The following is a 23,993-nucleotide window of genomic DNA, read 5'->3' as shown; positions in this document are numbered from 1 at the left end:
GTAATGTTGTCGGGGTGACCGTGAACGCTAAGTCCAGCGCGAGCGCTGGCAACACCTGGCGAGACCTGCCCGCGGCGCAGCAGCCCGAGTACCCCGATGCCGAGGCTCTGCGCGATGTGATCGCGGACCTCGCGTCGTATCCGCCGCTCGTCTTCGCGGGCGAGTGCGACCAGCTGCGCGCCCGGTTGGCGTCCGTCGCCAAGGGAGAGGCGTTCCTTCTCCAGGGCGGCGACTGCGCCGAGGCCTTCGACGCCGTGTCGGCCGACCACATCCGCAACAAGCTCAAGACCCTGCTCCAGATGGGCGCCGTCCTCACGTACGCCGCCTCGGTGCCGGTGGTGAAGGTCGGCCGGATCGCCGGCCAGTACTCCAAGCCGCGCTCCAAGGGCACCGAGACCCGCGACGGCGTGACCCTGCCGACGTACCGGGGCGACTCGGTCAACGGCTTCGACTTCGACGAGAAGTCCCGGATCCCGGACCCCGAGCGCCTGAAGCGGATGTACAACGCGTCCGCCTCCACGCTCAACCTGGTGCGCGCCTTCACCACCGGCGGCTACGCCGACCTGCGCCAGGTGCACGCCTGGAACCAGGACTTCGTGAAGTCGTCCCCGTCCGGCCAGCGCTACGAGCAGCTCGCGCGTGAGATCGACAACGCGATGAACTTCATGCGGGCCTGCGGGACCGACCCGGAGGAGTTCAAGACCGTCGAGTTCTACGCCTCCCACGAGGCGCTGCTCCTGGACTACGAGTCGGCGCTGACCCGCGTCGACTCGCGCACCGGCCACCTGTACGACGTCTCGGGCCACATGGTGTGGATCGGCGAGCGCACCCGTCAGCTGGACGGCGCGCACATCGAGTTCGCGTCCAAGATCCGCAACCCGGTCGGGATCAAGCTGGGCCCGACGACGACGGCCGAGGAGGCGCTGCAGTACATCGAGCGCCTCGACCCGGACCGCGAGCCGGGCCGGCTGACCTTCATCGTGCGCATGGGCGCCGACAAGGTCCGCGACAAGCTGCCCGAGCTGGTCGAGAAGGTCACCGCCTCCGGCGCGACCGTGGCCTGGGTGACCGACCCGATGCACGGCAACACCTTCGAGGCGGCCTCGGGCCACAAGACCCGCCGCTTCGACGACGTGCTCGACGAGGTCAAGGGCTTCTTCGAGGTCCACAAGGGCCTCGGCACGCACCCGGGCGGCATCCATGTCGAGCTCACCGGTGACGATGTCACCGAGTGCGTGGGCGGCGGCGACGAGATCTTCGTCGACGACCTGCACCAGCGCTACGAGACGGCCTGCGACCCCCGTCTGAACCGCAGCCAGTCCCTTGACCTGGCGTTCCTCGTCGCCGAGATGTACCGCGACCAGTAGCAGATCAACAGGCGGGACGCCTGTTACCGGTACCTGAAGTGGGGCGCGGATCACATACGATCCGCGCCCCGCACCACTTTTGTGGTTCCTGTGTCACGGGTAAGGTTAGGTTAGCCTCACCGATCATCGGGACGGCACGACCCCACGATTCCGGCGGGAGGTGAACCGCGTGTACGTCTGCAGTTGCTTCGGGATCACCGAGCAGCAGGTGAAGAAGCACGCGGAGAACGGCGCCTGTACTCCTCGGCAGATAGCCTCGGCCTCCAAGGCGGGCACGGACTGCGGTTCGTGCGTACGCCGGATCCAGGCACTGCTGGGCAGGGGCTCCTGTCCGCGCCGCGAGCTGGCCGACCAGGGCATGCCGGTGCTCTCCGACGTCCTCGGAACCGTCGAGGCCGACCGCCGCGAGGCCGTCGGGTACGGGACCGCCGGGCGCGAGGCCGCCTAGCTCTCCGGCTGCTCGACGAGCTGCGCGATGTAGAGCGCCTCGCCGAGCTTCTCGACCAGTTCCAGCTGGGTGTCCAGGTAGTCGATGTGGTGTTCCTCGTCCTCGAGGATCGACTCGAAGATGTTCGCGGACGTGATGTCGCCCTTCGCCCGCATCACCTCGATCCCGCGCTTGAGGCGGTCGATCGCCTCGACCTCCACCTGCCGGTCGGCCTGGAACATCTCGGTGACGGTCTGCCCCACCCGGACATGGAAGAGCCGCTGGTAGTTCGGCAGTCCGTCCAGGAAGAGAATGCGGTCGGTGAGCACCTCCGCGTGCTTCATCTCGTCGAACGACTCGTGCCGGGTGTACTTCGCGAGCTTCGTCCAGCCGAAGTTCTCCTGCATCTTCGCGTGCAGGAAGTACTGGTTGATCGCGGTCAGCTCACCGGTCAGCTGCTCGTTGAGGAATTCGATGACCTCGGGGTCGCCCTGCATCGCAGAGGCTCCTTCCAAGCGGGGGACTGGGCAGATTGCGCCGAATCCTCGCACCGGCGCCCGAGAGCGTCCAGTAAGTGCATGCTTACTACGAGTTGCCCGATTCCGGCCTGCGCTGGTCACGGGCACTGTTCCGGGTCTGTCAGGATGGAGTCATGGGTCAGCCGGTGGAGCGCGAATCTGGAGAAACGGCACAGTCGGAGCTTCCGCCGGGACAGCGACTTCAGCGCGGCTGGCCGGTCACGCACTACGGACCCGTCCCCAAGTTCCGCCCCGAACGCTGGGAATTCAGGGTCTTCGGCGCCACCGCCGACGGCGGGAAGCAGTGCTGGACCCATGACGAGTTCACCGCCCTCCCGTACACCTCCGTCGTCGCCGATCTGCACTGCGTCACGAAGTTCAGCATGCTGGGGGCCGAATGGGGTGGGGTCCCCGCTCGTACGATCCTGGAGATAGCCCCGCCCGCGCCCACCGTCACCCACGTGATGGTCTGGGCCGAGTACGGCTTCAGCTCGAACCTGCGCCTCGCGGACTTCGCCTCCGAGCGCACCATCTTCGCCACCCACAAGGACGGCGAACTGCTGACGGCGGAACACGGCTTCCCGCTGCGCCTGGTGGTCCCGCACCTGTACGCGTGGAAGGGGCCCAAGTGGGTGCGCGGCGTCGAGTACATGACCGCCGACCGCCGCGGCTTCTGGGAGGAGCGCGGCTACCACAACGTCGGTGACCCCTGGCGCGAGCAGCGCTACTCCTACCAGGAGGAGCCCGGGGACGGCCCCGAGCTCTGAGTCCCGGCGTTCCCGCCCGGGTGTCCTGTCCCGGCGTTCCGCTCCGGGTGTGTCAGTGGTGGTACCGGTGGACCACCGCGTGCCCCTTGCCCCGGCCGATCAGCCGCTTGTTGACGGGCGTCGTCACCACGAAGGCCGCGGCGAGCGAGATCAGCAGCGAGCCCCAGAACAGCGGGTCCCCCAACTGCGCGTCCATCGCGGCTGGCCACAGGACGATGACGCCGTTGTCGATCAGCTCCATCACCGCGATGGACAGGGTGTCCGCGGCCAGCGCCACCCGGAAGGCGGTGCGGAGGTCGACACCCGCCTTCATCACCCCGCGCAGCGTGAGCGAGTAACCGAAGAAGAAGGCCAGCGCGATCGCCAGGACCGTCGTCGGCAGGTTTCCCCACCCGAACGCCGTGCCCGCCACCATGCCGAGCACCTCGCCGACGGCACAGCCGGTGAGGCAGTGCAGGGTGGCCAGGGCGGCCATGGACCAGGTGGCCTTGGCCGGCTCGTGCCGGCGGGTGTGAGCGTGTGCGGGTGCCTGGGGGTCCCCGTGGGTTTGAGGGTGTGCGGGTGCCTGCGGGTCCGCGTGGGGGTGAGGGTGTGCGGGTGCCTGCGGGTCCGCGTGGGGGTGAGCGTGTGCGGGTGCCTGCGGGTCGGCGTGGGTGTGTGTCTCGTGCTGCATGAGATCCCCCGGTGTCGAGTCACGGCTCCTTCGCACAGAAGGAACCGTATACCCCTATGGGGTATTCCCGAGTGTTGGCGGGACTATCCGTCGCGGAGCTTCTTCAGTCGCTCCACGTCCGCCGCGTGCCCCTCCTTCCCGCCGGGTGTCTCGATGATCAGCGGTACGCCCTCCGTGGCGGGATGCGTCATCAGGGCGCGGAACGGGTCCTCGCCTATGTGGCCGGAGCCGATGTTCTCGTGGCGGTCCTTGTGCGCGCCGACCACGTCCTTGGAGTCGTTGGCGTGGATCAGCTTGAGCCGCCCCTCGCCGACGGTGTCGACCAGCAGGTCGAGGGTCTGGTGCATACCGCTCGGCCCGGTCAGATCGTGGCCCGCCGCGAAGATGTGGCAGGTGTCGAGGCAGACGCCGAGCTTGGGGTGGGCGTCCAGGGCGTCGAAGTACGGTCCGAAGTCCCAGGTGCGGGAGCAGAGCGAGGAACCCTGGCCTGCCGTCGACTCCAGCAGGAGGAACGGGTCGTCGTCGTGGGTCAGTTCGTCCAGTAGCGGCAGCAGACGGTCGCGCACCTGCTTCAGCGCGACGGACCGCTCCCGGCCACCGGTGGCGCTCCCCGTGTGCACGACGACACCCAGGGCGCCGATCTCCCGCCCGCGCCGCAGCGAGTGCCGCAGCGACTCCACCGACTTCTCGACCGTCGCCTCGGTGTGCGAGCCGAAGTTGATCAGATACGGGGCGTGGACGTACGCGGGGATCGACCCGGCGGCGCAGGCGGCACGGAAGTCCTCGTCCTGCTTCGGGTTCCCGACGGGGGTCGCCCAGCCGCGCGGGTTGGCGACGAAGACCTGGACGGTCTCGGCCGCGAGGTCACGGGCGTAGGCCAGGCCGACGGAGGCGAGGCCGCCGGCCACGGGGACATGGCCGCCGACGGGGTTGCGGAGCTGCTTGCTGGTCACACCCGTCAGGGTGTCACGCGCCGCCGGGCGTCCCGCGGGCGGACCTCATGGGGGACCTCACGCGCGGGCTTCAGGGGTCTCGTGCACCTCACGGGCCGCTCGGGGGAGCGGCCCCCGAGCGGCTGCCCGGTCGGAGGCCGTGCGTCCGTGTCGTCCAGTCCGTGTCGTCCGGCGGATCCGCTCAGCGGATCTGGATCGTGATCGTCGAGCCCTTGGGCGCCGTGCCGCCGCCGTGCACCGACTGCTTCTTGACCGTGTCGCCGAACAGCCCGAGCAGGCCCCGGTCCTCGTCGACCTGGAACCCGGCATCCTCCAGCGCCTGCTTCGCGTCGCTCACGCTGTCGCCCACGACGTCGGGGACCTCGACCATCTGGGGGCCCTTGGAAACCGTCAGCGTCACGGTGTCGCCCGTCGCCGCCTCGTGGCCCGCGCCCGGCGTCTGCACGGCGACCTGGCCCTTGTCGAACTCCGACTCGACCCGCTCCGCGGCGATCCTCACCTTCAGGCCCGCGCCCTCCAGCTGGGCGGTCGCGTCCTCGACCGAAGAGCCGGTCACGTCGGGCAGCTTCACCCGGGCGCCCTTGCTCACGACGATCGCGATCGCCGAGCCCGAGTGCCGCGGGGTACCCGCGCCGGGAACCGTACCGATCACGAAGCCCTTGGTCACGTCCTCGCTGAACTCACGCGTGACCATGCCCGCGGCGAGCCCGTCGCCCTTGAGCACCTCTCTCGCCTTGAACAGGGCGAGGCCGTTCAGGTCGGGCACCTTCACCGTCTGGGGGCCGTCGGAGACGGTCAGCGTCACGGAGTCGTTGTCGCGGATCCGCTCGCCGACACCGGGGTCGGTGCTGATGACCGTGCCGCGCTTCACCGTGTCGCTGTAGGCGTGCTTGACCTGCTTGACGTCGAGCCCGGATTCCCGGAGCTGGGACCTGGCCTGTTGCTCCGTCTTCGCCAGGACCGGCGGGACCTTGGTGAACTGGCCCGAGTTGATGTACCAGACACCGCCCCCGAGGCCGAGCACCAGCACGATCGCGGCGACGACCATCAGCATCCCGCGCCGCGGACGCGTCCCCGGAGACTGCGGCGGCATGGCCGGCGCGGCACCGAAGGGGCTGCTCTGCTCGAACCTGCTGGTCCGGTGCAGGGCGTCGTCGTCGTTCACGGGCAGCGGACGGGGTACGGACAGCGAGCGCGGGATCACGCTCGTACGGTCGTCGGCGTTGTCGTGGCCCACCGACAGGGCACCGGGCGGCACCGCGTCGAGCTGCTCGGCGGTGAGGCCGGCGCGCGCTTCGAGGACCTGGCCGAGCAGCGCCACGGCGTCGGCCGGGCGGACCTCGGGATTGCGTGCGGTCGCCGCGGTGACCAGCTCGTCCAGTGAGTACGCCATGCCCGGCACGACGGCCGACGGTGGTGGCACGTCGGCGTGAAGGTGCTGGTAGAGGACCTGTGCGGGGGAGTCCGCGGTGTACGGCTTGGCGCCGGTGAGCATCTCGTAGAGGACGACTCCGCAGGCGTAGACGTCGACCCGGGTGTCGGAGGTGCCGTGCTCGATCTGCTCGGGGGCGAGGTACGACACGGTGCCGAGGACGGCGCCCGTCGTGCTGGTCACCGTGTCCACGGCGCGGACGAGGCCGAAGTCCGCGACCTTGACCCGGCCGTCGTCCCCGATCAGGACGTTCTCCGGCTTCATGTCGCGGTGCACGAAGCCGGCGCGGTGCGCGGCACCGAGCGCGGCGAGCACCGGCTCCAGGATGTCGAGAGCGGCCCGGGGCTGCAGGGCGCCGCGCTCGCGCAGCACGTCCCGCAGGGTGCACCCTGCGATGTACTCCATGGCCAGATAGACGTACGACCCGTCCGCACCCTGGTCGAAGACCTGCACCACGTTGGGGTGCGCCAGCCGTGCCACCGACTTGGCCTCGCGGATGAACCGCTCGACGAAGGAACCGTCGGCGGCCAGCGTCGGGTGCATCACCTTGAGGGCGAGCACGCGGTCGAGGCGGGTGTCCAGGGCCCTGTAGACCGTGGCCATCCCGCCCACCGCGATCCGTGCGTCGACGCGGTAACGGCCGTCGAGCACGTGTCCGACAAGGGGGTCCTGAAGGGTCGTATCCACGCAGGTGAGTCTACGAGCCGCCACCGTCACGACGCCCCGTTCGGCGGATACCGGGGCCCGACTGCAGCCGAGCTGTGACGCACATCGCACGCACGAAGGTCCGTTCATCGCGCAGATGTCCGATCAGGTCCCGTTCGCCACCGCAAGGCCACAACGCGACAACCTGCGCCGTCACGGAACCCGTCCACGACCGGCCGCCGCGTTCACCACCGCGCGGTCCGCGCATGACACCAGACGCACGTCGCAAGGGGCGCACTCGGGAGCGCGCGGACACCACGCACCCGCGGCGCCCGCCCCCGCGGGGGGCCCGCCGCGCCCGTCCGGCCGGAAACCGACGTTCCGGCGGTACGTCGGCAGCTGATCAGAACGCCGGGCGTTCCGGGTCCAGCGCCGCCGTGCCCTCCACGGGAGAGGACGCGTGGGCGAAGTGCCGCCGGGGGATGCGCCCCGCCCGCCGCGCCAGGCGCCCCGCCTCCACGGCGTGCCGCATGGCCTCCGCCATCAGCACGGGCTCCTGCGCCCGCGTCACCGCCGAGGCGAGCATGACCCCCGCACACCCCAGCTCCATCGCGAGCGCCGCGTCCGACGCCGTACCCGCCCCCGCGTCCAGGATCACCGGCACGCGCGCGTGCTCGACGATCAGCTGGAAGTTGTGCGGGTTGCGGATCCCGAGCCCGGACCCGATGGGTGAGCCGAGCGGCATGATCGCCGCGCAGCCGACATCCTCCAGCTTGCGCGCCAGCACCGGGTCGTCGTTCGTGTACGGCAGCACGGTGAAGCCGTCGTCGACCAGCGTCTCCGCCGCGTCGAGCAGTTCGATCGGGTCGGGCAGGAGGGTGCGCTCGTCGGCGATGACCTCCAGTTTGACCAGGTCGGTGCCCAGCGCCTCGCGCGCCAGCCGGGCGGTCAGCACGGCCTCACCGGCGGTGTAGCAGCCGGCCGTGTTCGGCAGGACGCGGATGCCCAGCCGGTCGAGCACCGACAGGACCGAGCCGTGCACGGACGCGTCCACGCGCCGCATCGCGACCGTCGTCAGCTCCGTGCCGGACGCCACCAGGGAGCGCTCCAGCACGTCGAGGCTGGGCGCACCGCCCGTCCCCATGATCAGCCGGGAAGCGTAGGCCGTACCACCGAGGACGAAGGGATCGTCGGCCATGGGTCAGCCTCCTTGGACGGCGGTGAGGACTTCCACGCGGTCGCCCTCGGTGAGGGAGGTGGACGACCACTGCGCGCGCGGGACGACGGTTTCGTTCAGGGCGGCGGCCACTCCGGCCGGTGCCGGGGTGAGCGTCGCGACGAGCGCGTCGAGAGCGGTTCCCGCGGCGATCCGCTGCCGCTCCCCGTTGACGACGATGTTCATGCGGGCTGCTCCGTGAGGGCGGTGGCGCCGAAGCGCAGGGGCGTGAAGGGGCGGGCTTCGGCGGGGAGTTCGCCGGTGGCGAGGGCATGGGCCATCGCGTCGCCGGTGACGGGTGTCAGGAGCACGCCGTTGCGGAAGTGCCCGGTGGCCAGCAGCAGTCCGTCCAGTGCCGTCGGACCGAGCAGCGGCGCGTTGTCGGGGGAGCCGGGGCGCAGCCCGGCACGGGTCTCGGTGAGCGGCAGCTCGGTGATCCCGGGGACCAGCTCGTGGGCGTCGCGCAGCAGCTCGTAGACGCCGCCCGCCGTCACGGTGGTGTCCCAGCCCAGCTCCTCGCTGGTCGCGCCGACCACGAGCTCGCCGTTCCGGCGCGGCACGAGGTAGACGTGACTGCCGCGCACCACGGCCCGCACGGTGCGGTTGAGGAAGGGCGCGTACCGCTGGGGCACGGTCAATCGCAGCACCTGCCCCTTGACCGGGCGCACCGGCGGCCGGGCGTCGTCGGGGACGCCCGCCAGCCGCCCGCTGAGGCTGCCGCCGGCGAGCACCACCTGGCCCGCGGTGAGTTCGGTGCCGTCCGTGGTGACCACTCCCGCGGCCCGGTCCCCCGCGAGCGCCAGGCGCTCCGCCCAGGTCCGGTGCAGGACCACTCCGGCCCGCTCGCACGCCGTGACCAGGGCTGCCGCGAGGCGCCGCGGGTCGATCTGGTGGTCACCGTCGACCCGAAGACCCCCGCGCACGCCCGGTGCGAGCATCGGCTCCAGGCGGCGGCACTCACGACCGCTCAGCCACTCCGACTCCAGCCCCGACCGGACCTGCAGAGCGTGCAGTTCCCGCAGGTGGGCGCGGTCGTCGGCGTCCAGCGCGACGGCCAGCGTGCCGCACCGGCGGTATCCGAGATCCTGGCCGGTCGCCTCGGTCAGTTCGGCGGCGAAGTCCGGATAGCGGCGCGCGGAGGCGAGGTTGAGACCCAGCAGGGTCTCCTCGCCGAAGTGCAGTTCCGTGACGGCGGCGAGCATTCCGGCCGCGACCTGGGCGGCCCCGCCCCCCGGCTCCGGGTCCACGAGCGCGGTGGTGAACCCGCGTTGCGCGGCCCGCCAGGCCGTCACCAGACCGATGATTCCGCCCCCGATGACGAGGACGTCTGACGAACGCGTGGGCGACATGGGCGTCCAGCCCCTCCCTTCGCCGGCATGACCCGGATCAGGTTCGTACGGTCGGAGGCCGCCCCAGCCTCCCTCTCAGCCCGGTGCGTCCGGGCTCCCGCGAGTGCTTTACGTTGGCCACCCTAGCCCGCCCCGCTCCGTCTCAGTAAGGGAGCCTCCGCCCATGGCACGACCGCTCGACGGCCTCGTCCTCGCCCCCGTCGCCGACCAGGCGCCGGGCCAGGTCGGCACCCGCACCCGGTTCGCCTACCACGAGCGGGACGGCACGGTCTGGGCCGACTACGCGGGCGGCGACATCGTCCGCGGGCACCTCGTGGGCACCCGTGAGGGCGACCGCCTCGACTTCCGGTACGTACAGCTCAAGCGCGACGGGACCACCGCCTCGGGCCACTGCGTGTCCCTCGTCGTGGAACTGCCCGACGGACGCGTGCGGCTGGAGGAGACCTGGACGTGGGAGTCGCGGAAGGGCGCGGGGACGAGCGTGGTGGAAGAGCTGCGCGAGACGAGCCGTGTGGAACAGGTCACCGAGCACGTCCGCTGACTGACGAACGGTCAGGTGTCTATGGTGATCAGGTGAGTGAGCAGACGCAGGCACGGTCTCAGTCGCAGGGGCCCACGGCACGGCGGGTCGTCGTGGTGGGCGCGGGCATGGCCGGGGTGCAGACCGCGGTCGCCCTGCGCGAGCAGGGTTTCAGGGGCACCGTCACGCTGATCGGCGCTGAGCCGCATCAGCCGTACGACCGGCCGCCGCTGTCCAAGGCCGTCCTGCTGGGCAAGGCCGAGGGCTCCGCCTTCGACATCGACTTCGAGGCACTGGACATCGACCTGTGGCTCGGCCGCGAGGCGCTCGGCGTGCGCCCCGGCGACCACGAACTGGACACGGCCGCGGGGCCCGTCCCGTACGACGTCCTGGTCGTCGCCACCGGCGCCGAACCGATCCAGCTGCCCGGCGCCGAAGGCGTGCCCGGAGTGCATCTGCTGCGCACCCTGGACGACGCCGACCGGCTGCGTCCCGTTCTCACCCGGCAGCACGACATCGTGGTGGTCGGCGCGGGCTGGATCGGCGCCGAGTTCGCCACGGCCGCCCGCGAGGCGGGCTGCGCGGTCACCGTCGTCGAGGCCGCCGACCGGCCGCTCGCCGGCGCCCTGCCCGCCGAGGTGGCCGCCCCGATGGCCGCCTGGTACGCGGACAGCGGGGCCACGCTGCGCACCCACGCGCGCGTGCAGCGCATCGAGCCGGGCGCGGTGATCCTGGACGACGGCTCCCGGGTGCCCGCGGGCGCCGTCGTGGTCGGGATCGGGGCGCGGCCCGCGACCGCCTGGATCGCCGGCTCCGGCATCGAACTCGGCGCCCACCGCGAGATCGTCGCCGACGACCACCTGCGCACCTCCCTGCCGGACGTCTACGCGGTCGGCGACTGCGCCTCCTTCCCGTCGGGACGCTACGAGGACCGGCTCCTCGTCCACCACTGGGACAACGCCCTCCAGGGCCCCCGCACGGTCGCCCTGAACATCGTCGGAGAGGCGCCCGCCGCCTACGACCCCGTGCCGTACTTCTGGTCCGAGCAGTTCGGCCGCTTCGTGCAGTACGTCGGCCACCACGCGCCCGACGACACCCTGGCGTGGCGCGGCGACCCCTCGGGTGCCTCCTGGTCGGTGTGCTGGCTCCGCGAGACCCGTCTGGTCGCCCTCCTGGCGGTGGGCCGCCCGAGGGATCTCGCCCAGGGCCGCCGGCTCATCGAGGCGGGCGCCCTCATGGATCCGGAGCTGCTCGCGGACCCGTCGAGGCCGCTGAAGGGCGCCACGGCCTGATCCGTCACCCCAGGTCGGACGCCCTTGGCTTCCGACTGTCGGTCCGGGATGGCAGGCTTGTCCCGTGACCGAGATTGACGCAAAGATCGATGCTCTCGTCCCCGCCTGGCTCACCCTCCCCGATATTGCCGAACAGTTCGGCATCGAGGTGACGCGCGTCCGGCAGCTGGTCAAGGACGGCCAGCTGATCGCCGTACGCCGTGGTGAGAACCGCGCGCTGCACGTCCCCGCCGACTTCATCGACGCGGACGAGCAGAAGGTCGTCAAGGGCCTGGCCGGCACCCTGACGCTCCTGAGGGACGACGGCTTCTCCGACGAAGAGGCCCTCGAGTGGCTCTTCACCCCCGACCCGAGCCTGCCCGGCACCCCCGCGCAGGCTCTGAGCGAGAATCGCGGCACGGAGGTGAAGCGCCGCGCCCAGGCGCTCGCCGTCTGACCTGAACGCGACCGTCCGGCACGGGGAGCGCGGCGGCGGGACCATCCCGGCCGCCGCACTCCCCGCGCACCGACCAACGGGGGATCCACGAATGCCCGAGAACGCCGCCACGACCAGACAGGGCCGGCTCGCCGACGCCCGCGTCTACCTGTGCACGGACGCCCGCAGGCGGCAGGGCGACCTCGCCGGGTTCCTCGACGCGGTCCTGGCGGGCGGCGTCGACATCGTGCAGCTGCGCGACAAGGGCATGGAGGCGGGGGAGGAACTGGAACACCTCCGGGTCTTCGCGGACGCCTGCGCCCGGCACGGCAAGCTCCTCGCGGTCAACGACCGGGCGGACGTGGCGCACGCCGTCCGCGCCGACGTACTGCACCTGGGCCAGGGGGACCTCCCGGTTCCCGCGGCCCGCGCGATCCTCGGTGACGAGGTGCTCATCGGCCGTTCCACGCACGCCGCGAACGAGGCCGCGGCCGCCGCGGTCCAGGAGGGCGTGGACTACTTCTGCACCGGCCCATGCTGGCCCACCCCCACCAAGCCCGGCCGGCACGCACCCGGTCTGGACCTGGTCCGCGCCACGGCCGCGCTCGGCACGGACCGCCCCTGGTTCGCGATCGGCGGCATCGACCTCGGCCGGCTCGACGAGGTGCTCGAAGCGGGCGCCCGCCGCGTCGTCGTCGTACGGGCGATCACCGAGGCGGACGACCCGGGCGCGGCGGCGGCGGAGTTCGCGAAGCGGCTGCGCGGGGCGTAGACGCGGCGGCCGCCCGCACGGAGCCTCGCGGCAGGGCCGCTGCCCAAGGCTGTCCAGGGGTGCCCGTGCGTGTCCGCGCGTGTCCGAGGGGTGGACAAGAAATCGACAGATCGGACAAATGCCAGCGGTTCGGTTGGGGGGCCGACGCCCTCTGGCTAACCTGCGAGTATGGCCCTCGGATCTGCTTCCACCAGGACTGATCGCGCACGCACCGTGCGCGACATGCTCGCGACCGGCAAACAGACCTTTTCCTTCGAGTTCTCGGCGCCGAAGACCCCCAAGGGCGAGCGGAACCTGTGGAACGCCCTGCGGCGGGTCGAGGCCGTGGCGCCCGACTTCGTCTCCGTGACCTACGGAGCCGGTGGCTCCACGCGGGCCGGCACGGTCAAGGAGACCGAGCAGATCGTCCTCGACACGACCCTCACCCCGGTAGCGCACCTCACCGCGGTCAACCACTCCATCGCGGAACTGCGCAACATCATCGGGCAGTACGCGGACGCCGGCATCCGCAACATGCTCGCCGTGCGCGGGGACCCGCCCGGCGACCCCATGGGCGAGTGGGTCCCCCACCCCAAGGGTCTGACCTACGCGGCCGAACTCGTGCGTCTCATCAAGGAATCCGGCGATTTCTGCGTCGGGGTCGCGGCCTTCCCGGAGATGCACCCCCGGTCCGCCGCGTGGGACCTGGACGTCTCCCACTTCGTCGACAAGTGCCGCGCCGGCGCCGACTACGCGATCACGCAGATGTTCTTCCAGCCGGAGTCCTACCTCCGCCTGCGTGACCGCGTCGACGCGGCGGGCTGCGCGACGCCGGTCATCCCGGAAGTCATGCCAGTGACAAGTGTGAAGATGTTGGAACGGCTGCCCAAACTCTCGAACGCTTCGTTCCCGGACGTCCTGAAAGAGCGGATCCTCACAGTCGAAGACGATCCGGCGGCTGTACGCTCCATTGGGATCGAGTTCGCGACGGAGTTCTGTGCGAGGCTGCTGGCCGAGGGAGTCCCCGGACTGCACTTCATCACGCTGAACAACTCCACGGCGACGCTGGAAATCTACGAGAATCTGGGCCTGCACCACCCGCAGCAGGCCTAGACCGGTCGCACCCACGTACGACACACTGCGTAGCGGCCACTGGGAGAGGGGCGTACATGGGCTTGACGGTCCTCTATCTGGCATTCGGCATTGTCGCGTTGTGGCTGCTCGGCGAGGTGCTGTTGCAGTACAAGGCGCGGCTGCGCTTCCGGCTGCTCGCGTTCGTCGGCTTCCTCGGTGTGGTCCTCGGCGTCCTGATGCACTCGATTCCGGTCATCGGCCTGGGCGCGGCCGCCTTCACGGTCGGCCAGACGTACGTGACGCTTTCGTTCCGCCAGGGCTTCGCGCAGGGCTGGGCCATCAACGGCCCCTCCGTGCCGGCCAAGCTCAGCAAGCGCCGCCGCGGCGAGCCGGAGGACCCGGAGAGCGGCGACCCGGCGCTCGAGGGCGCGGACCTCGACGAGGTCGAGGAGGCGGCCTACCGGCGCGAGGACCAGTACGCCGCCGCCGAGGACGACGTGTTCACACCCGCCCCGTCCGACCGGTTCATGCCCCCGGAGCCGGCCGAGCCCACGGCCGCCGAGTCCACCTCGGTGTACGAACCGCAGCCCCTGCCCGAGGACACCGGCTCCTACGGTGTCTACAACGCCGCCGGCTACGCCGCCACCGACCAGTCCTACGCCGGCGCGTCCCCGTCCCAGGACCAGCAGGCCTACGCCACGGCCCAGGACCAGCAGGCCTACGCGGCGGGCGACCAGGGCCAGCAGGCCTACGCGTACGACGGCTACACGGGTTACGACCAGCAACAGCAACAGCAGCAGTACGGCTACGACAACAGCCAGCAGCAGTACGCCGCCTACTCGGACCCGTACATCGGCCAGCAGAGCTACACGGGCGCCTCGTACGACAACACCGCCTACAACGGTGGCGACCAGCAGTACCAGCAGCAACAGCAGAACTACGGCCAGGACCAGTACGCCACCGGCACGTACGGCGGCGAGACCCCGGCCGGCGGCGTCTGGGTGCCGCAGCAGCGCACCGACGAGTACGGCGCCGAACTCCCGCCCGAGCAGCAGCAGTACCCGTACCAGGGCAACGGTCAGGGCAACAACGGCAACGCCGGGTTCGACGAGCAGTACCGCTACTGACCGACCGGACAGCGGCTGAGGGTCTCCCCGCACCGCTGCCCCGTACCCGGAGTCACGGCCGCCGTACCGCTGCCCGTCGTACCGGAGCCTCAGCCGCCACCGGAGCGTCGCGCCCTGCCGCCTGGCCGTGTCCCGGCCCGCCGTTCCCGCCCGCCGGACCGTTCACCGCGAGCCCTGGAACTCCGGTCCTTCCACGATCAGCCCGGCCACCAGCGCGCCCGACATGCCCGCGTGCGGCAGACCGCCGCCGGGGTGCGCCCAGCCCCCGGCCGCGAAGAGCCCGGGGATCCGCGTGCTGTTCGAAGGGTGCAGCAGACGGCCGTCCGCCGCCGCGAGCGCCGGGGCGGGGACCGCGCCGCCCTCCGCACCCGTCGCCGCCGCGATGTCGGCCGGGGTACGGACCTCGTGCCAAAGGAGCCGGTCGCGCAGACCCGGCAGGGAGCGCTCGGCGGCGACGAGGACCCGCTCCACGTCCGCCTCGGACACCTGAGCGCCCGACGGCACCGTGACGGTCAGTACGACCGCCTCGTGCTCCGCGTCCGGGACCAGCGCCGGGTCGTCGGGGCGTGACACCACGACGGTGGGCGCCGCGGGCACCCCGGGACGCTCGCCGAAGAGCCGGTCCAGCTCGCCGTCGCGGTCGACGGTGTGGACCACCGTCCGATGCGCCGCCCCGCCGGGCCGTCCGCCGCGCAGCGCGAGCAGCACGGTCAGCCGGCTGGACGCCCCGGGCTGCGGCGGGACCTCGTCACCGCTCCGGAGCGCCGCTCCGGGAAGGAGGGCGCCCAGGACGCCCGGCGCCACGCCCGCGACCACGAAGTCCGCCTCCGCGAACGTGCCGCCCCCCGGTCCGCGGGTCCCGGGGGTGCCCTCGGGGACGGGGGACTCGGAGCCGCCCCCGGAGAGCTCCACACCGACGACCCGGCCGTCCTTCTCGACGATCCGCTCGACGGAGGTGGTGAAACGGAACTCGACCCCGCGCTCCAGGCACCGCTCGTACACGGCGCGCGCCAGCTCCCGGATGCCGCCGCGCACGTACCAGGTGCCGAAGGCGTGCTCCATGTACGGCAGTACGGCGGCGCTCGCCGGGGTGACGCGGGGGTCCAGCCCGTACACCAGGGCGTGGCTCTCCAGGAGAGCCGTCAGACGCGCGTCGCGCAGCTCCCAGGCGCCGACCTCGGCCAGGGTGCCGGCGCGCCGGGTGCGCAGCAGCTTCTTGTGCGGCACCGAGGGATACGGTTCGCGATCGGCCAGCACCGCCCAGTTGGGCCACAGCGGCTCTTCCAGGAGCGGTCTGCGCGCGCGGTCCCAGGCCTCGCGGGCCCGCACCAGGAAGTCGCCCCAGCGTGCTCCCGCGTCTCCGCCGAGCGCCTCGTCCAGCGCGGTGACCACGCCCGCCCGCGATGCGTTCGGCAGGGACACCCGCGTGCCGTCGGCGAAGACGTGCTCGGTGGACGGGTCGACCTGCACCAGCTCGACGCACTCCTCCAGGGGCCGCTTTCCCGTCTTGACGAACAGGTCGCGAAAGACCGCGGGCACCGGCAGCAGCCCCGGGCCCGTGTCGAAGGCGAAGCCGTCCCGCTCGAAGCGGCGCACCGCGCCGCCGTACGTCTCCGTCCGCTCGTACACCACCACCCGGTGGCCCGCGACGGCCAGCCGGGCGGCGGCCGCCATCGCGCCCATCCCGGCGCCGATCACCGCAATCCGTCCCATGCCGGCGACTTTATCGGCCCCCACCGACAGTCCCGTCCCGCGGGCCCGGCGGGGTGGTTCCGGCTCGGCCGCGTCGCGGCTCCGCCCGCCGCCCGGCCCTTCCGCGGCGGCCCGTCGCGGTCAGTCGCGGTCAGTCGGGGTCCGCCCACGGCGCCCGGCCCGGCGGCTGCCCCGCCGCCGACGCGGTCCGCCGCTCCTCCCGGCGCCGTGCCCGGCGGCGCAGGAACCGTCTGATCCGCGAGACGAGGAAGCAGAGCACCACGAGTCCGCCGAACAGCAGGACACCGACGATGACCGCGGCGGCCACGGGATGGAACATCGCGAGGGTGAGGAGACCCGCGACCCCGAGATCCTCGGCGGTGCTCATCACGAAGTTGCTGAACGGCTCCGGCGAGGTGTTGATCGCCATCCGTGTCCCCGCCTTGACCGTGTGGCTCGCCAGCGCCGTCGAACCGCCGACCAGGGCCGCCGCCAGATCCGAGACCGAGCCGCTCTGTCCGGCGAGCAGTGCCCCGACCCACGCCCCCGCCGCCGGCCGGATCACGGTGTGCGCGGCGTCCCACACCGAATCGACGTACGGGATCTTGTCGGCGACGGCCTCGCAGAGGAAGAGGACACCGACTGTGACCAGGATCTCAGGGCGTTGCAGGGACTCCGGGACGTCGTCGCTCAGCCCGGTCGCGCCGAAGAGGCCGAGGAGCAGCACCACCGCGTAGGCGTTGATGCCGCTGGCCCAGCCGCTGGTGAAGACCAGGGGGAGTACGGACACGGAGGCGATCGTAACCAGTGGGCGGCGGGGCGTCCTGGGTCTGAGCGCGTATGCCTGAGTATCCGTACCTACAGGGTGAGATGAGTAGGCGCACGGATGGGTCCGACCTGCGCGAACGAGAGAGTGGAGACACGGAAAGGGGCGCGGCTCCGGCACCGCCGACACGGGGCGGCGGAACGGAACTCGCGCCCTTGGCCGCTCCTTCCGCCGACCCGCTCGGCGGGAGCGAGACACGGGGGAACCCGGGGGACGACCGAACGGGGGCCCAACGGGGGGTACGGGGGTACTGGGGTACGGGGGAGCACGACGAAGCGCCGGTACGGACGGCCCGCGGGGGACGCGGCCGTCCGTACCGGCGCTTTCGTGTGCGCGGCGCGCGGCGCGCACACGCGGTGCTTCGGAGCGACGCGTGTCGCTTCCCGTCCGGCGTCGGCGGACACGGCGAGTGGCCCGCGGAGCTCGGCTTCGCCGGACCGGCGCCCGGGCAGGCGGACGAGGGCCGGCGAGCGGGTGGTTCTCGGGCGCGGGCCCTCGTCCGGTGGGACCCCCGGCTCAGCGGCGGCCGCTCACGCGACCCTGGAGGAGCCGGGACAGCGCCGCGTGGACGTCGTCCAGGGAGCGCTCCGGCTGGAAGGCCTGCCAGTCCAGGGCGGCCACCAGGACCATCCCGACCAGTGCCGCCGCCGTCAGCGGAATGTCGATCTCGTCGCTGAGCTCACCGCCCGCCACCGCGTCGCGCAGAACGCCCTCGACGACCGCCACCGCCTGCTGCCGTACCACCATGAGGGTGGACTGCCAGGCCCGGTTGGTGCGCCACAGCTCCGCCACGTACAGCTGGGTGAACGCCGGATAGCGGTTGATGAAGACGAGCCCGGCCCGGATCATCGCGTCCAGCGCGTCGACCCTGCTGCCGCCGTCCCGGTCGGTCTTCTCCGCCGCCTCCCGCAGCGAGGCGGTCAGGAGCCCCACGCCGTGCCGCAGCAACTCTTCGAAGAGGACCGATTTGCTCGCGAAGTTGTAGTAGACCGTGCCCTTCGCGACCCCGGCCCGCTCGGCGATCTCGTCCACCGTGGTGGCGGAGAAACCCTGTTCGGCGATCAGGGTGACGGCCGCCTCGTAGAGCTTCTGCCGGGTCGCCTCGCGGCGGCCGCCGCCGCCCGCCGTGGTGCTGCTGCTTTCCATGGCTCCGATTGTCACAGGAGCATCCGCGCGCGCGGTCACAGGCTCAGCTCCGGATGCAGCCGGTCGAGGGTCCACACCTGCTTGCGGCGTGCCGTCAGGGCGGTGAGCGCGAGGGCGCCCACGGTGAAGGCCGTCAGTACGACGCACGCCGTCCGTACCGGCTCCAGGCCGCCGCCGGTGATGAGCCTGCGGAGGGCCTCGACGACGTAACTCATCGGCAGGAAGGGGTGGATCGCGTTGAAGAAGGCCGGACTGGTCTGGACGGGGTAGGTGCCGCCCGCCGACGTCAGCTGGAGCATGAGGAAGGCCAGGACGAGGATCCGGCCCGCCGCTCCGAAGCGCGCGTTCAGCCACTGCACGATCGCCGCGAAGCAGCCCGTCACCAGGAACAGGAAGCCGACCGTTCCGGCCGCCCGTACCATCTGGAGGCCGATCGCCCAGTGCAGCACCGCCATCAGGGCGGCCGTCTGGAGCACGCCGACGGCGGCCACCGGCAGCCAGCCCGCCAGCGCGATGCGCCAGGCCGAGGCGCCCGCCGCGAGCGCGCGCCGGTTCAGCGGCTGGATCAGCATGTACGCCACCATCGCGCCGACCCACAGGGACAGCGGAATGAAGTACGGGGCGAATCCCGTGCCGTAGTTGGGCGCCTTGTGCAGGTCCCTGGAGGCCATCTGCACCGGGTCGGCCATGACCTGGGTGCGCAGGTCGCGGTCGGGCTTGTCGTAGTCGGGGATCCGCCCGGCGCCGTCGTGCAGTCCGCCCGCCAGCTTCCCGGAACCGCCGACGAGCTTGTACAGGCCTCCGTCGAGATCGCTCGCGCCGGTCCTCAGCCGGCCGACGCCCTTGTCGAGGTCCGCCGCGCCGGTCCTGACGGTGCCGATACCGGAGTGCAGCCGCCGCGCGCCCTTGGCGACCGCGGAGGCCCCGTCGTTCAACTTGTTGATCTTGGAGACTGCGTCGTCGAGGTCCTCGGAGAGATGCGGCGAGCGATCGGCGAGGGCCTGTGCCTGCTTCTCCAGTGTCGCCAGGCTCTTGTCCAGCCTGTCGAGATCGCCGTCCTGGTCGTCGATCAGCGCGTTCACGTCGTCGGTGACCTTGACGACGTCCGCGGCCGCCTCAGCGGCCTTCGCCAGCTCGGGACACGCCGCGTCGGGAACCGGCAGGGTCTCGCACCGTGCCCGGTGGACGGCGTTCAGCGCGTCGGACGCGGTGCGCGCGCCCTTGGCCGCGGCCGGAGCCGTCTTCACCAGGGTGTCGAGGTTGTGGCGGATACCCGCGGCCGAGTCGGCGACCAGCCGGGCGGTGTCGCCGATCGACTTCTCGTTGTCCTTCAGGAACGGGCCCACCTTGTCCGCGACCCCGTTGACCTTGCCGGCCAGCGCCCGGGTGCCGTCCGCGACCTGGCGTGAACCGTCCTCCAGGTCGCCCGCGCCCGTGTTGAGCTTCCGCAGGCCTCCGGAGAGCCTTCCGCTGCCCTTCTTGGCCTCCTCCAGACCGTCCGCGAGGTCCTTGGAGCCCTTCTTCGCCTTGCCGATGCCGCCGTTGAGCTCGTCGGCGCCCTCGGCGGCCCGCACGGTCTTCCCGTGGATGTCCGAGAACGAGACGAAGATCCTGTCGAGGAAGGAACGGGAGGCCTTCGTGGACGCGGCCGTCCGCACCTCGCTGAAGACCGAGCGGGAGATCTGCCCGACGATGTAGTTGTTCGCGTCGTTGGTCCTCACCTGGAGCGCACTCGTCTCGGGTGACGCCCCGGAACTGGACGCGATCCTCTTGCTGAAGTCGCCCGGCATGGTCAGTGAGAGGTAGTACGTGCCGTCCTCCACGCCCCGGTGGGCCTCGGCGGAACTCACCTCGTGCCACTCGAAGGTGTCGCTGTCCCGCAGCCCCTTGGTGATGGTGTCCCCGACCGCGACCTTCCGGCCGTCGGCCGTCGCCCCCTTGTCGTCGTTCACCAGCGCCACGGGGATGCGGTCGAGACGGCCGTACGGGTCCCAGAACGACCACAGGTAGAGGGCGCCGTACAGCAGGGGCAGCAGCAGGAGCGCGACCAGCGCGGCACGCGGTAGCTTGCCCCGGCCGAAGCGACGGAGTTCGAGAAGGGCCAATTCAGGCGAGCGCATCGGCCGCCTCCCTGTCGTTGTTCTCGCTGTCGCTGTCGCTGTCGCTGTCGCTGTCGCTGTCGCTGTCGCTGTCGGCGTCGGCGTCGGCGTCCGTTTCGGCGTCGGCGTCGGCGATGGCGGCGGCATCCGCGGTGGCGTCGGTGTCGGCCTCGGCGGCAACTACGGCGTTGCCGGTGATCTCGGCGGTGCTCCCGCCTCCTCCTCGGGCACCGGCTCCGGCACCGGCACCGGCTCCGGCACCGGCTCCGGCTCCGGTCGCGCGGGTGCCGTCGGATCCCTCTCCGTCGGCGGACTTCGACGTGCCGAAGGGTGCGGTGGCCACGACGACGGCGCCCTCGGGGGCCTCGCTGCACACCGCCACGACCGTGGTGCCCGACTCGGTGACGGAGGCCAATAGGGCCCAGACCTCGGACCGTTCGGCGTCCGAGAGCTTGAGGTCGGTGTCGTCGACTCCGAGCAGCCGTGGCCGGCCGATCAGCGCCAACGCGAGGGACAGCCGCAGCGCTTCGAGCCGTTCCAGATCACGTACGGCCGTTCTCGGCCCCTTGGGCAGCGTCTCGGGGTCGAGTCCGGAGGCGGTCAACGCGGCGCCGATCCGCAGCTCGGTCTCGCTCACCCGCTCGCCGCGAGGCCGCAGCAGGGCGCGCAGTGAACCCCCGAACCGCCGCTGCAGCAGCGCCCGTTCCCGCAGGTGTTCCCCGACGGTCAGGGCGGGGTCGAGGTCCGTGACCCCGGGCACGTGGGCGAGCGCGCTCGCCCGGCGAACCGCGGCCAGCTGCTTCGGCAGCCTCCACGAACCCACGGCCGCCGTCCCCTCGGTGGCCTTCATCCGGCCCGTGAGGGCGAGCAGCAGGCACGTGCGGCCGGACCCCGACGGCCCCTCGACCGCTATGAGTGATCCGGGCTCCGCGTCGAGGCGAACCCCGCGGAACGCCCACCCGCGTGGCCCCTTGAGTCCGAAGTCCTCGGCCGTGACGCCCAGTCCGTGCGGACCGTCCACAGCTCCCCCATCCCTGAACACCATCGAACTGCTTTTGAACTGACTGGTCAGTGCAAAAACTATCTCGAACCTTCGATCGAAGCAAAAGTGCAGGTCAGAACGGATTGTCAGTGGCATACCGCACGATGGGCACATACGGCCACAGTGCCGTCACACGACGACAGGAGGTTCGTCATGGCCAACTCATCCGCAGCCGCCGCCCGTCGGCGCCGCGCCACCGGCCCTGCCCCCTCACCGACCGGACCGGCGGGCGACGTGCACCCCGTGCTCCGCCGGGCCACGGCCCCGCCCGCCGCCCTCGACCTGCTCTCCCAGGCCCGCGCCGGACTCGACGAGGCGACGGCTCTGGAAACCTCCAACGAGCGGTACGCGACGGCCCATTTGGCCGCGCTGCGCACCGCCGCCGCCGTCCTCGCCGCGCGAGCCCGCCCGGAGCCCTCGTCCCGGCGCAGGGCCCGTATCCGCAGCGCCTGGGAAGTGCTCCCGGAGATCGCGCCCGAACTGACCGAGTGGAGCGCGCTGTTCGCCTCCGGTGCCACCCGCCGTGCCCGCGCGGAGGCGGGCATCCAGGGAGCGGCCACCATCCGCGACGCCGACGACCTGATACGCGACGTCGCCATGTTCCTGCGCCTCGTCGAGCGGATGCTGGTGCTGCAACCCGTCCTGCCCCAGCCTCGGCCGGAAGGGGACCTGGACCGGGTGGACAGGGGGGTTCCGGACGCGGGCTGACCGTGAGGAGCCTCGGGCGAAGCGCAGGGCCGACAACGGCTCGACGTCCGCCGGGCACCCCCTCGCCGCGCGATCCGGCACCCGCTCGTCGCGCCGCACGGCACCCATTCGTCGCACGGTACGGCGCACGCTCATCACACGATCCGCCGCACGTGAGACGGGGATCAGCCGCGGCGGCGGAGGCAATAGGGTGGAGACTCCTGCTGCCTCCCTGTCGGGAGGCTCGAAGATCGCTCCGCCGTTCAAGAGGCGGTGCCGCGCCGAGGAGTCAACTGCCGTGTCGGACCCGATGCGCCCCCGCGCTTCTCTCCGTACCGCCGTCGTCTGGGAAGTCCTCAAGGACGCCCTGGACCGCCGGGTCAAGACCGCCGGCCGCGAGTCGCTCGACGTACTGGACACGGGCGGCGGCAGCGGCAACTTCGCCGTGCCCGTGGCCCGACTCGGCCACCGTGTCACCGTCGTCGACCCCAGCCCGAACGCGTTGTTCGCGCTGGAGCGCCGCGCGGCCGAGGCCGGCGTCGCCGACCGCGTGCGGGGTGTCCAGGGCGACGCGCACGGCCTGTTCGACGTGGTCGAGCGCGGCCGCTACGACGCGGTGCTGTGCCACGGTGTCCTGGAGTACGTCGACGACCCGGCCGAGGGCGTCCGCAACGTGGTGGACGCGCTGCGGCCCGAGGGCGTGCTCAGCCTCCTCGCCGCGGGCCTGGGCGGAGCCGTGCTGGCCCGCGCCCTCGCCGGGCACTTCAAGGAGGCCCGGCACGCCCTCGGCGACCCGGACGGACGCTGGGGCGAGGGCGATCCTGTTCCGCACCGTTTCACCGCCGAGCAGCTCACCTCCCTGGTCGCGGGCGCCGGGCTGAGGGTCGGGGCCGTGCACGGTGTACGGGTCTTCGCGGACCTGGTGCCCGGCGTCCTGGTGGACACCGAGCCGGGCGCCCTGGAGGCCCTGCTGAAGCTGGAGGCGGCGGCGGCCGAACTCGCCGCGTTCCACTCCGTGGCCACACAACTGCATGTGCTCGGTGAGTCCCGAGGGGCTGCCGGGGGCTGAGCTGCTCCCGTGGTGCGCCGCTGATCAGGGGCTCGGCAGCAGATGGAGTACGCCACAGACCACCCGATCGAGTGCTCGGCGCCGTATGATCGGGGGAGACCGTCCGGCATGACGGACCGTTCGCTGGGGAATGCACGCCTCAGCGCTTCGGGGTGCCATGACGGGTTCCGGTTGGCGAATTGGCGTAGAGGGGCGGGTTTCACGGGGGCGATTCCCTGCCTATCCTGAAGGGGACCCCCGGTCGCCCCGGCGACTGCACGATGAGGAGGACTCCGTGCCGCTCTCGGAGCACGAGCAGCGAATGCTCGAGCAGATGGAGCGAGCGCTGTACGCCGAAGATCCCAAGTTCGCGACAGCGCTTGAGGGAAGCGGGCTGCGTACGTACACCCGGCGACGGGTCTACCAGGCGGTCGCGGGCTTCTTGGTGGGTATCGCGCTCCTCATTGCTGGAATGGCCACGATTCAGATCTGGCTGAGCGTGGTGGGCTTCCTCGTCATGCTGGGCTGCGCGGCGCTCGCCGTCACCGGTTGGCGCAAAGCTCCCAAGCCGGGTGAACAGCCGGCCGCGTCGGGTTCGCCCGCTGCCCGCCAGCAGGGCCGGCAACGCCGTTCCGTGATGGATCGAATCGAACAGCGCTGGCAGCGCCGTCGCGACGAACAAGGCGGCAACTGAGCCTCCGGCGTCGCAGCCGCAGACATACGCGTGAGGGGGCGTCCACCCGGATCCGGGTGGACGCCCCCTCACGCGTATGTGCGGTCGGAGTCTCGGACAGCCGCCGCCCACACCGGCCGCGGGCCGGGGCCCGCCGTCCACAGAGGTCACGGGCACCGGACCGCCCCTGACCGCCCGACGTCAGCAGGCCCTCAGCCGCCGGTCCTCGCCAGGCCGAAAGCCGGTCAGGCCTG

At 71.7% G+C, this 23,993-nt stretch carries 24 protein-coding genes and 1 riboswitch; of the genes, 12 read left to right on the top strand and 12 right to left on the bottom strand.

All coding sequences use genetic code 11. From position 1 onward, the window contains the following. Nucleotides 1-14 precede the first annotated feature (14 nt). Together ACFYW8_RS17160 and ACFYW8_RS17155 are read left to right on the top strand one after the other, a co-directional pair. A complete protein-coding gene (locus ACFYW8_RS17160; RefSeq protein WP_389074941.1) occupies nt 15-1,367 on the top strand; it encodes a class II 3-deoxy-7-phosphoheptulonate synthase in 1,353 nt (450 codons plus the stop codon). Nucleotides 1,368-1,527: 160 nt separating this feature from the next. Next, the gene (locus ACFYW8_RS17155) at nt 1,528-1,815 is read left to right on the top strand and encodes a bacterioferritin-associated ferredoxin (RefSeq protein ID WP_389074937.1); all 288 of its coding nucleotides are present in this window, start codon (nt 1,528-1,530) and stop codon (nt 1,813-1,815) included. Here ACFYW8_RS17155 and bfr read toward each other — a convergent pair. After that, a complete protein-coding gene (gene bfr, locus ACFYW8_RS17150) occupies nt 1,812-2,291 on the bottom strand; it encodes a bacterioferritin (protein ID WP_266757830.1) in 480 nt (159 codons plus the stop codon). The two genes, ACFYW8_RS17155 and bfr, sit on opposite strands and share 4 nt — an antisense overlap. Nucleotides 2,292-2,446: 155 nt before the next feature. Here bfr and ACFYW8_RS17145 point away from each other — a divergent pair, with 155 nt between their 5' ends. Continuing rightward, nucleotides 2,447-3,079, top strand: a complete 633-nt coding sequence (locus tag ACFYW8_RS17145) for a sulfite oxidase-like oxidoreductase (RefSeq protein ID WP_365880024.1) — start codon at nt 2,447-2,449, stop codon at nt 3,077-3,079. Nucleotides 3,080-3,131: 52 nt separating this feature from the next. Here ACFYW8_RS17145 and ACFYW8_RS17140 read toward each other — a convergent pair whose 3' ends face one another. The 6 genes from ACFYW8_RS17140 to thiO form a co-directional block, all read right to left on the bottom strand. After that, the gene (locus ACFYW8_RS17140) at nt 3,132-3,752 is read right to left on the bottom strand and encodes a DUF4396 domain-containing protein (RefSeq protein ID WP_389074931.1); all 621 of its coding nucleotides are present in this window, start codon (nt 3,750-3,752) and stop codon (nt 3,132-3,134) included. An 83-nt stretch (nt 3,753-3,835) separates the two neighbouring features. Continuing rightward, complete coding sequence (locus ACFYW8_RS17135) at nt 3,836-4,705, bottom strand: deoxyribonuclease IV (RefSeq protein ID WP_365880026.1); 870 nt, start codon at nt 4,703-4,705, stop codon at nt 3,836-3,838. 181 nt (nt 4,706-4,886) lie between these two features. Next, entirely contained in the window at nt 4,887-6,824 is a 1,938-nt protein-coding gene (gene pknB / locus ACFYW8_RS17130; protein ID WP_389074927.1) for a Stk1 family PASTA domain-containing Ser/Thr kinase, read from the bottom strand. Nucleotides 6,825-7,185: 361 nt separating this feature from the next. Beyond that, nucleotides 7,186-7,980, bottom strand: coding sequence for a thiazole synthase (locus ACFYW8_RS17125; protein ID WP_389074923.1), 795 nt, complete (start codon nt 7,978-7,980; stop codon nt 7,186-7,188). Nucleotides 7,981-7,983: 3 nt separating this feature from the next. Beyond that, nucleotides 7,984-8,184 carry a sulfur carrier protein ThiS gene (gene thiS, locus ACFYW8_RS17120; protein WP_355850470.1) on the bottom strand — a complete coding sequence of 67 codons (201 nt, stop codon included), beginning with the start codon at nt 8,182-8,184 and terminating at the stop codon, nt 7,984-7,986. Beyond that, nucleotides 8,181-9,347 carry a glycine oxidase ThiO gene (thiO, locus tag ACFYW8_RS17115; protein ID WP_389074916.1) on the bottom strand — a complete coding sequence of 389 codons (1,167 nt, stop codon included), beginning with the start codon at nt 9,345-9,347 and terminating at the stop codon, nt 8,181-8,183. Before thiO ends, thiS begins: the two co-directional genes overlap by 4 nt. Continuing rightward, nucleotides 9,345-9,458: riboswitch (TPP riboswitch) on the bottom strand. (Overlaps the previous gene by 3 nt.) 52 nt (nt 9,459-9,510) lie before the next feature. Here thiO and ACFYW8_RS17110 point away from each other — a divergent pair. From ACFYW8_RS17110 to ACFYW8_RS17085, 6 genes are all read left to right on the top strand, one after another. After that, the gene (locus ACFYW8_RS17110) at nt 9,511-9,888 is read left to right on the top strand and encodes a hypothetical protein (protein WP_365880034.1); all 378 of its coding nucleotides are present in this window, start codon (nt 9,511-9,513) and stop codon (nt 9,886-9,888) included. Nucleotides 9,889-9,920: 32 nt separating this feature from the next. Continuing rightward, nucleotides 9,921-11,159, top strand: coding sequence for an NAD(P)/FAD-dependent oxidoreductase (locus ACFYW8_RS17105; protein ID WP_389074910.1), 1,239 nt, complete (start codon nt 9,921-9,923; stop codon nt 11,157-11,159). 64 nt (nt 11,160-11,223) lie between these two features. Further along, nucleotides 11,224-11,595 (top strand): Rv2175c family DNA-binding protein, encoded by a 372-nt coding sequence (locus ACFYW8_RS17100; RefSeq protein ID WP_365880038.1) that lies wholly within the window; start codon nt 11,224-11,226, stop codon nt 11,593-11,595. 91 nt (nt 11,596-11,686) lie between these two features. Continuing rightward, a complete protein-coding gene (gene thiE, locus ACFYW8_RS17095) occupies nt 11,687-12,346 on the top strand; it encodes a thiamine phosphate synthase (RefSeq protein WP_389074903.1) in 660 nt (219 codons plus the stop codon). Between the two features lie 168 nt (nt 12,347-12,514). Next, nucleotides 12,515-13,438 (top strand): methylenetetrahydrofolate reductase [NAD(P)H], encoded by a 924-nt coding sequence (gene metF / locus ACFYW8_RS17090; protein ID WP_389074897.1) that lies wholly within the window; start codon nt 12,515-12,517, stop codon nt 13,436-13,438. 56 nt (nt 13,439-13,494) lie between these two features. After that, nucleotides 13,495-14,526: a hypothetical protein gene (locus tag ACFYW8_RS17085; protein ID WP_389074893.1), complete on the top strand. Its 1,032-nt coding sequence runs from the start codon at nt 13,495-13,497 to the stop codon at nt 14,524-14,526. Between the two features lie 162 nt (nt 14,527-14,688). Here ACFYW8_RS17085 and ACFYW8_RS17080 read toward each other — a convergent pair whose 3' ends face one another. The 5 genes from ACFYW8_RS17080 to ACFYW8_RS17060 form a co-directional block, all read right to left on the bottom strand. Next, nucleotides 14,689-16,239, bottom strand: a complete 1,551-nt coding sequence (locus tag ACFYW8_RS17080; RefSeq protein WP_389074889.1) for a phytoene desaturase family protein — start codon at nt 16,237-16,239, stop codon at nt 14,689-14,691. Between the two features lie 130 nt (nt 16,240-16,369). After that, a complete protein-coding gene (locus ACFYW8_RS17075) occupies nt 16,370-17,008 on the bottom strand; it encodes a DUF4126 domain-containing protein (protein WP_389074885.1) in 639 nt (212 codons plus the stop codon). A 552-nt stretch (nt 17,009-17,560) separates the two neighbouring features. Next, nucleotides 17,561-18,190 carry a TetR/AcrR family transcriptional regulator gene (locus ACFYW8_RS17070; RefSeq protein ID WP_389074881.1) on the bottom strand — a complete coding sequence of 210 codons (630 nt, stop codon included), beginning with the start codon at nt 18,188-18,190 and terminating at the stop codon, nt 17,561-17,563. 35 nt (nt 18,191-18,225) lie between these two features. Then, complete coding sequence (locus tag ACFYW8_RS17065) at nt 18,226-20,310, bottom strand: YhgE/Pip family protein (RefSeq protein WP_389074877.1); 2,085 nt, start codon at nt 20,308-20,310, stop codon at nt 18,226-18,228. Further along, nucleotides 20,297-21,334: an ATP-binding cassette domain-containing protein gene (locus ACFYW8_RS17060; protein WP_389074872.1), complete on the bottom strand. Its 1,038-nt coding sequence runs from the start codon at nt 21,332-21,334 to the stop codon at nt 20,297-20,299. The genes ACFYW8_RS17065 and ACFYW8_RS17060 overlap by 14 nt, the downstream gene beginning before the upstream one ends. Nucleotides 21,335-21,484: 150 nt before the next feature. On the opposite strand from ACFYW8_RS17060, the gene ACFYW8_RS17055 reads away from it, so the two are divergent. The 3 genes from ACFYW8_RS17055 to ACFYW8_RS17045 all read left to right on the top strand — a co-directional run bounded on the left by ACFYW8_RS17055 (nt 21,485) and on the right by ACFYW8_RS17045 (nt 23,760). Then, a complete protein-coding gene (locus tag ACFYW8_RS17055) occupies nt 21,485-22,039 on the top strand; it encodes an SAV_6107 family HEPN domain-containing protein (RefSeq protein ID WP_365880056.1) in 555 nt (184 codons plus the stop codon). A gap of 277 nt (nt 22,040-22,316) precedes the next feature. Next, complete coding sequence (locus ACFYW8_RS17050; RefSeq protein WP_389074866.1) at nt 22,317-23,087, top strand: methyltransferase; 771 nt, start codon at nt 22,317-22,319, stop codon at nt 23,085-23,087. 274 nt (nt 23,088-23,361) lie between these two features. Further along, a complete protein-coding gene (locus ACFYW8_RS17045) occupies nt 23,362-23,760 on the top strand; it encodes a DUF3040 domain-containing protein (RefSeq protein ID WP_365880060.1) in 399 nt (132 codons plus the stop codon). Nucleotides 23,761-23,993: the final 233 nt, after the last annotated feature.

This window comes from Streptomyces sp. NPDC002742 (genome assembly GCF_042888885.1).
GTDB lineage: Bacteria > Actinomycetota > Actinomycetes > Streptomycetales > Streptomycetaceae > Streptomyces.
The sequence above is the reverse complement of the archived record's forward strand: the minus strand, read 5'-3'. Positions and strand labels throughout refer to the sequence as shown.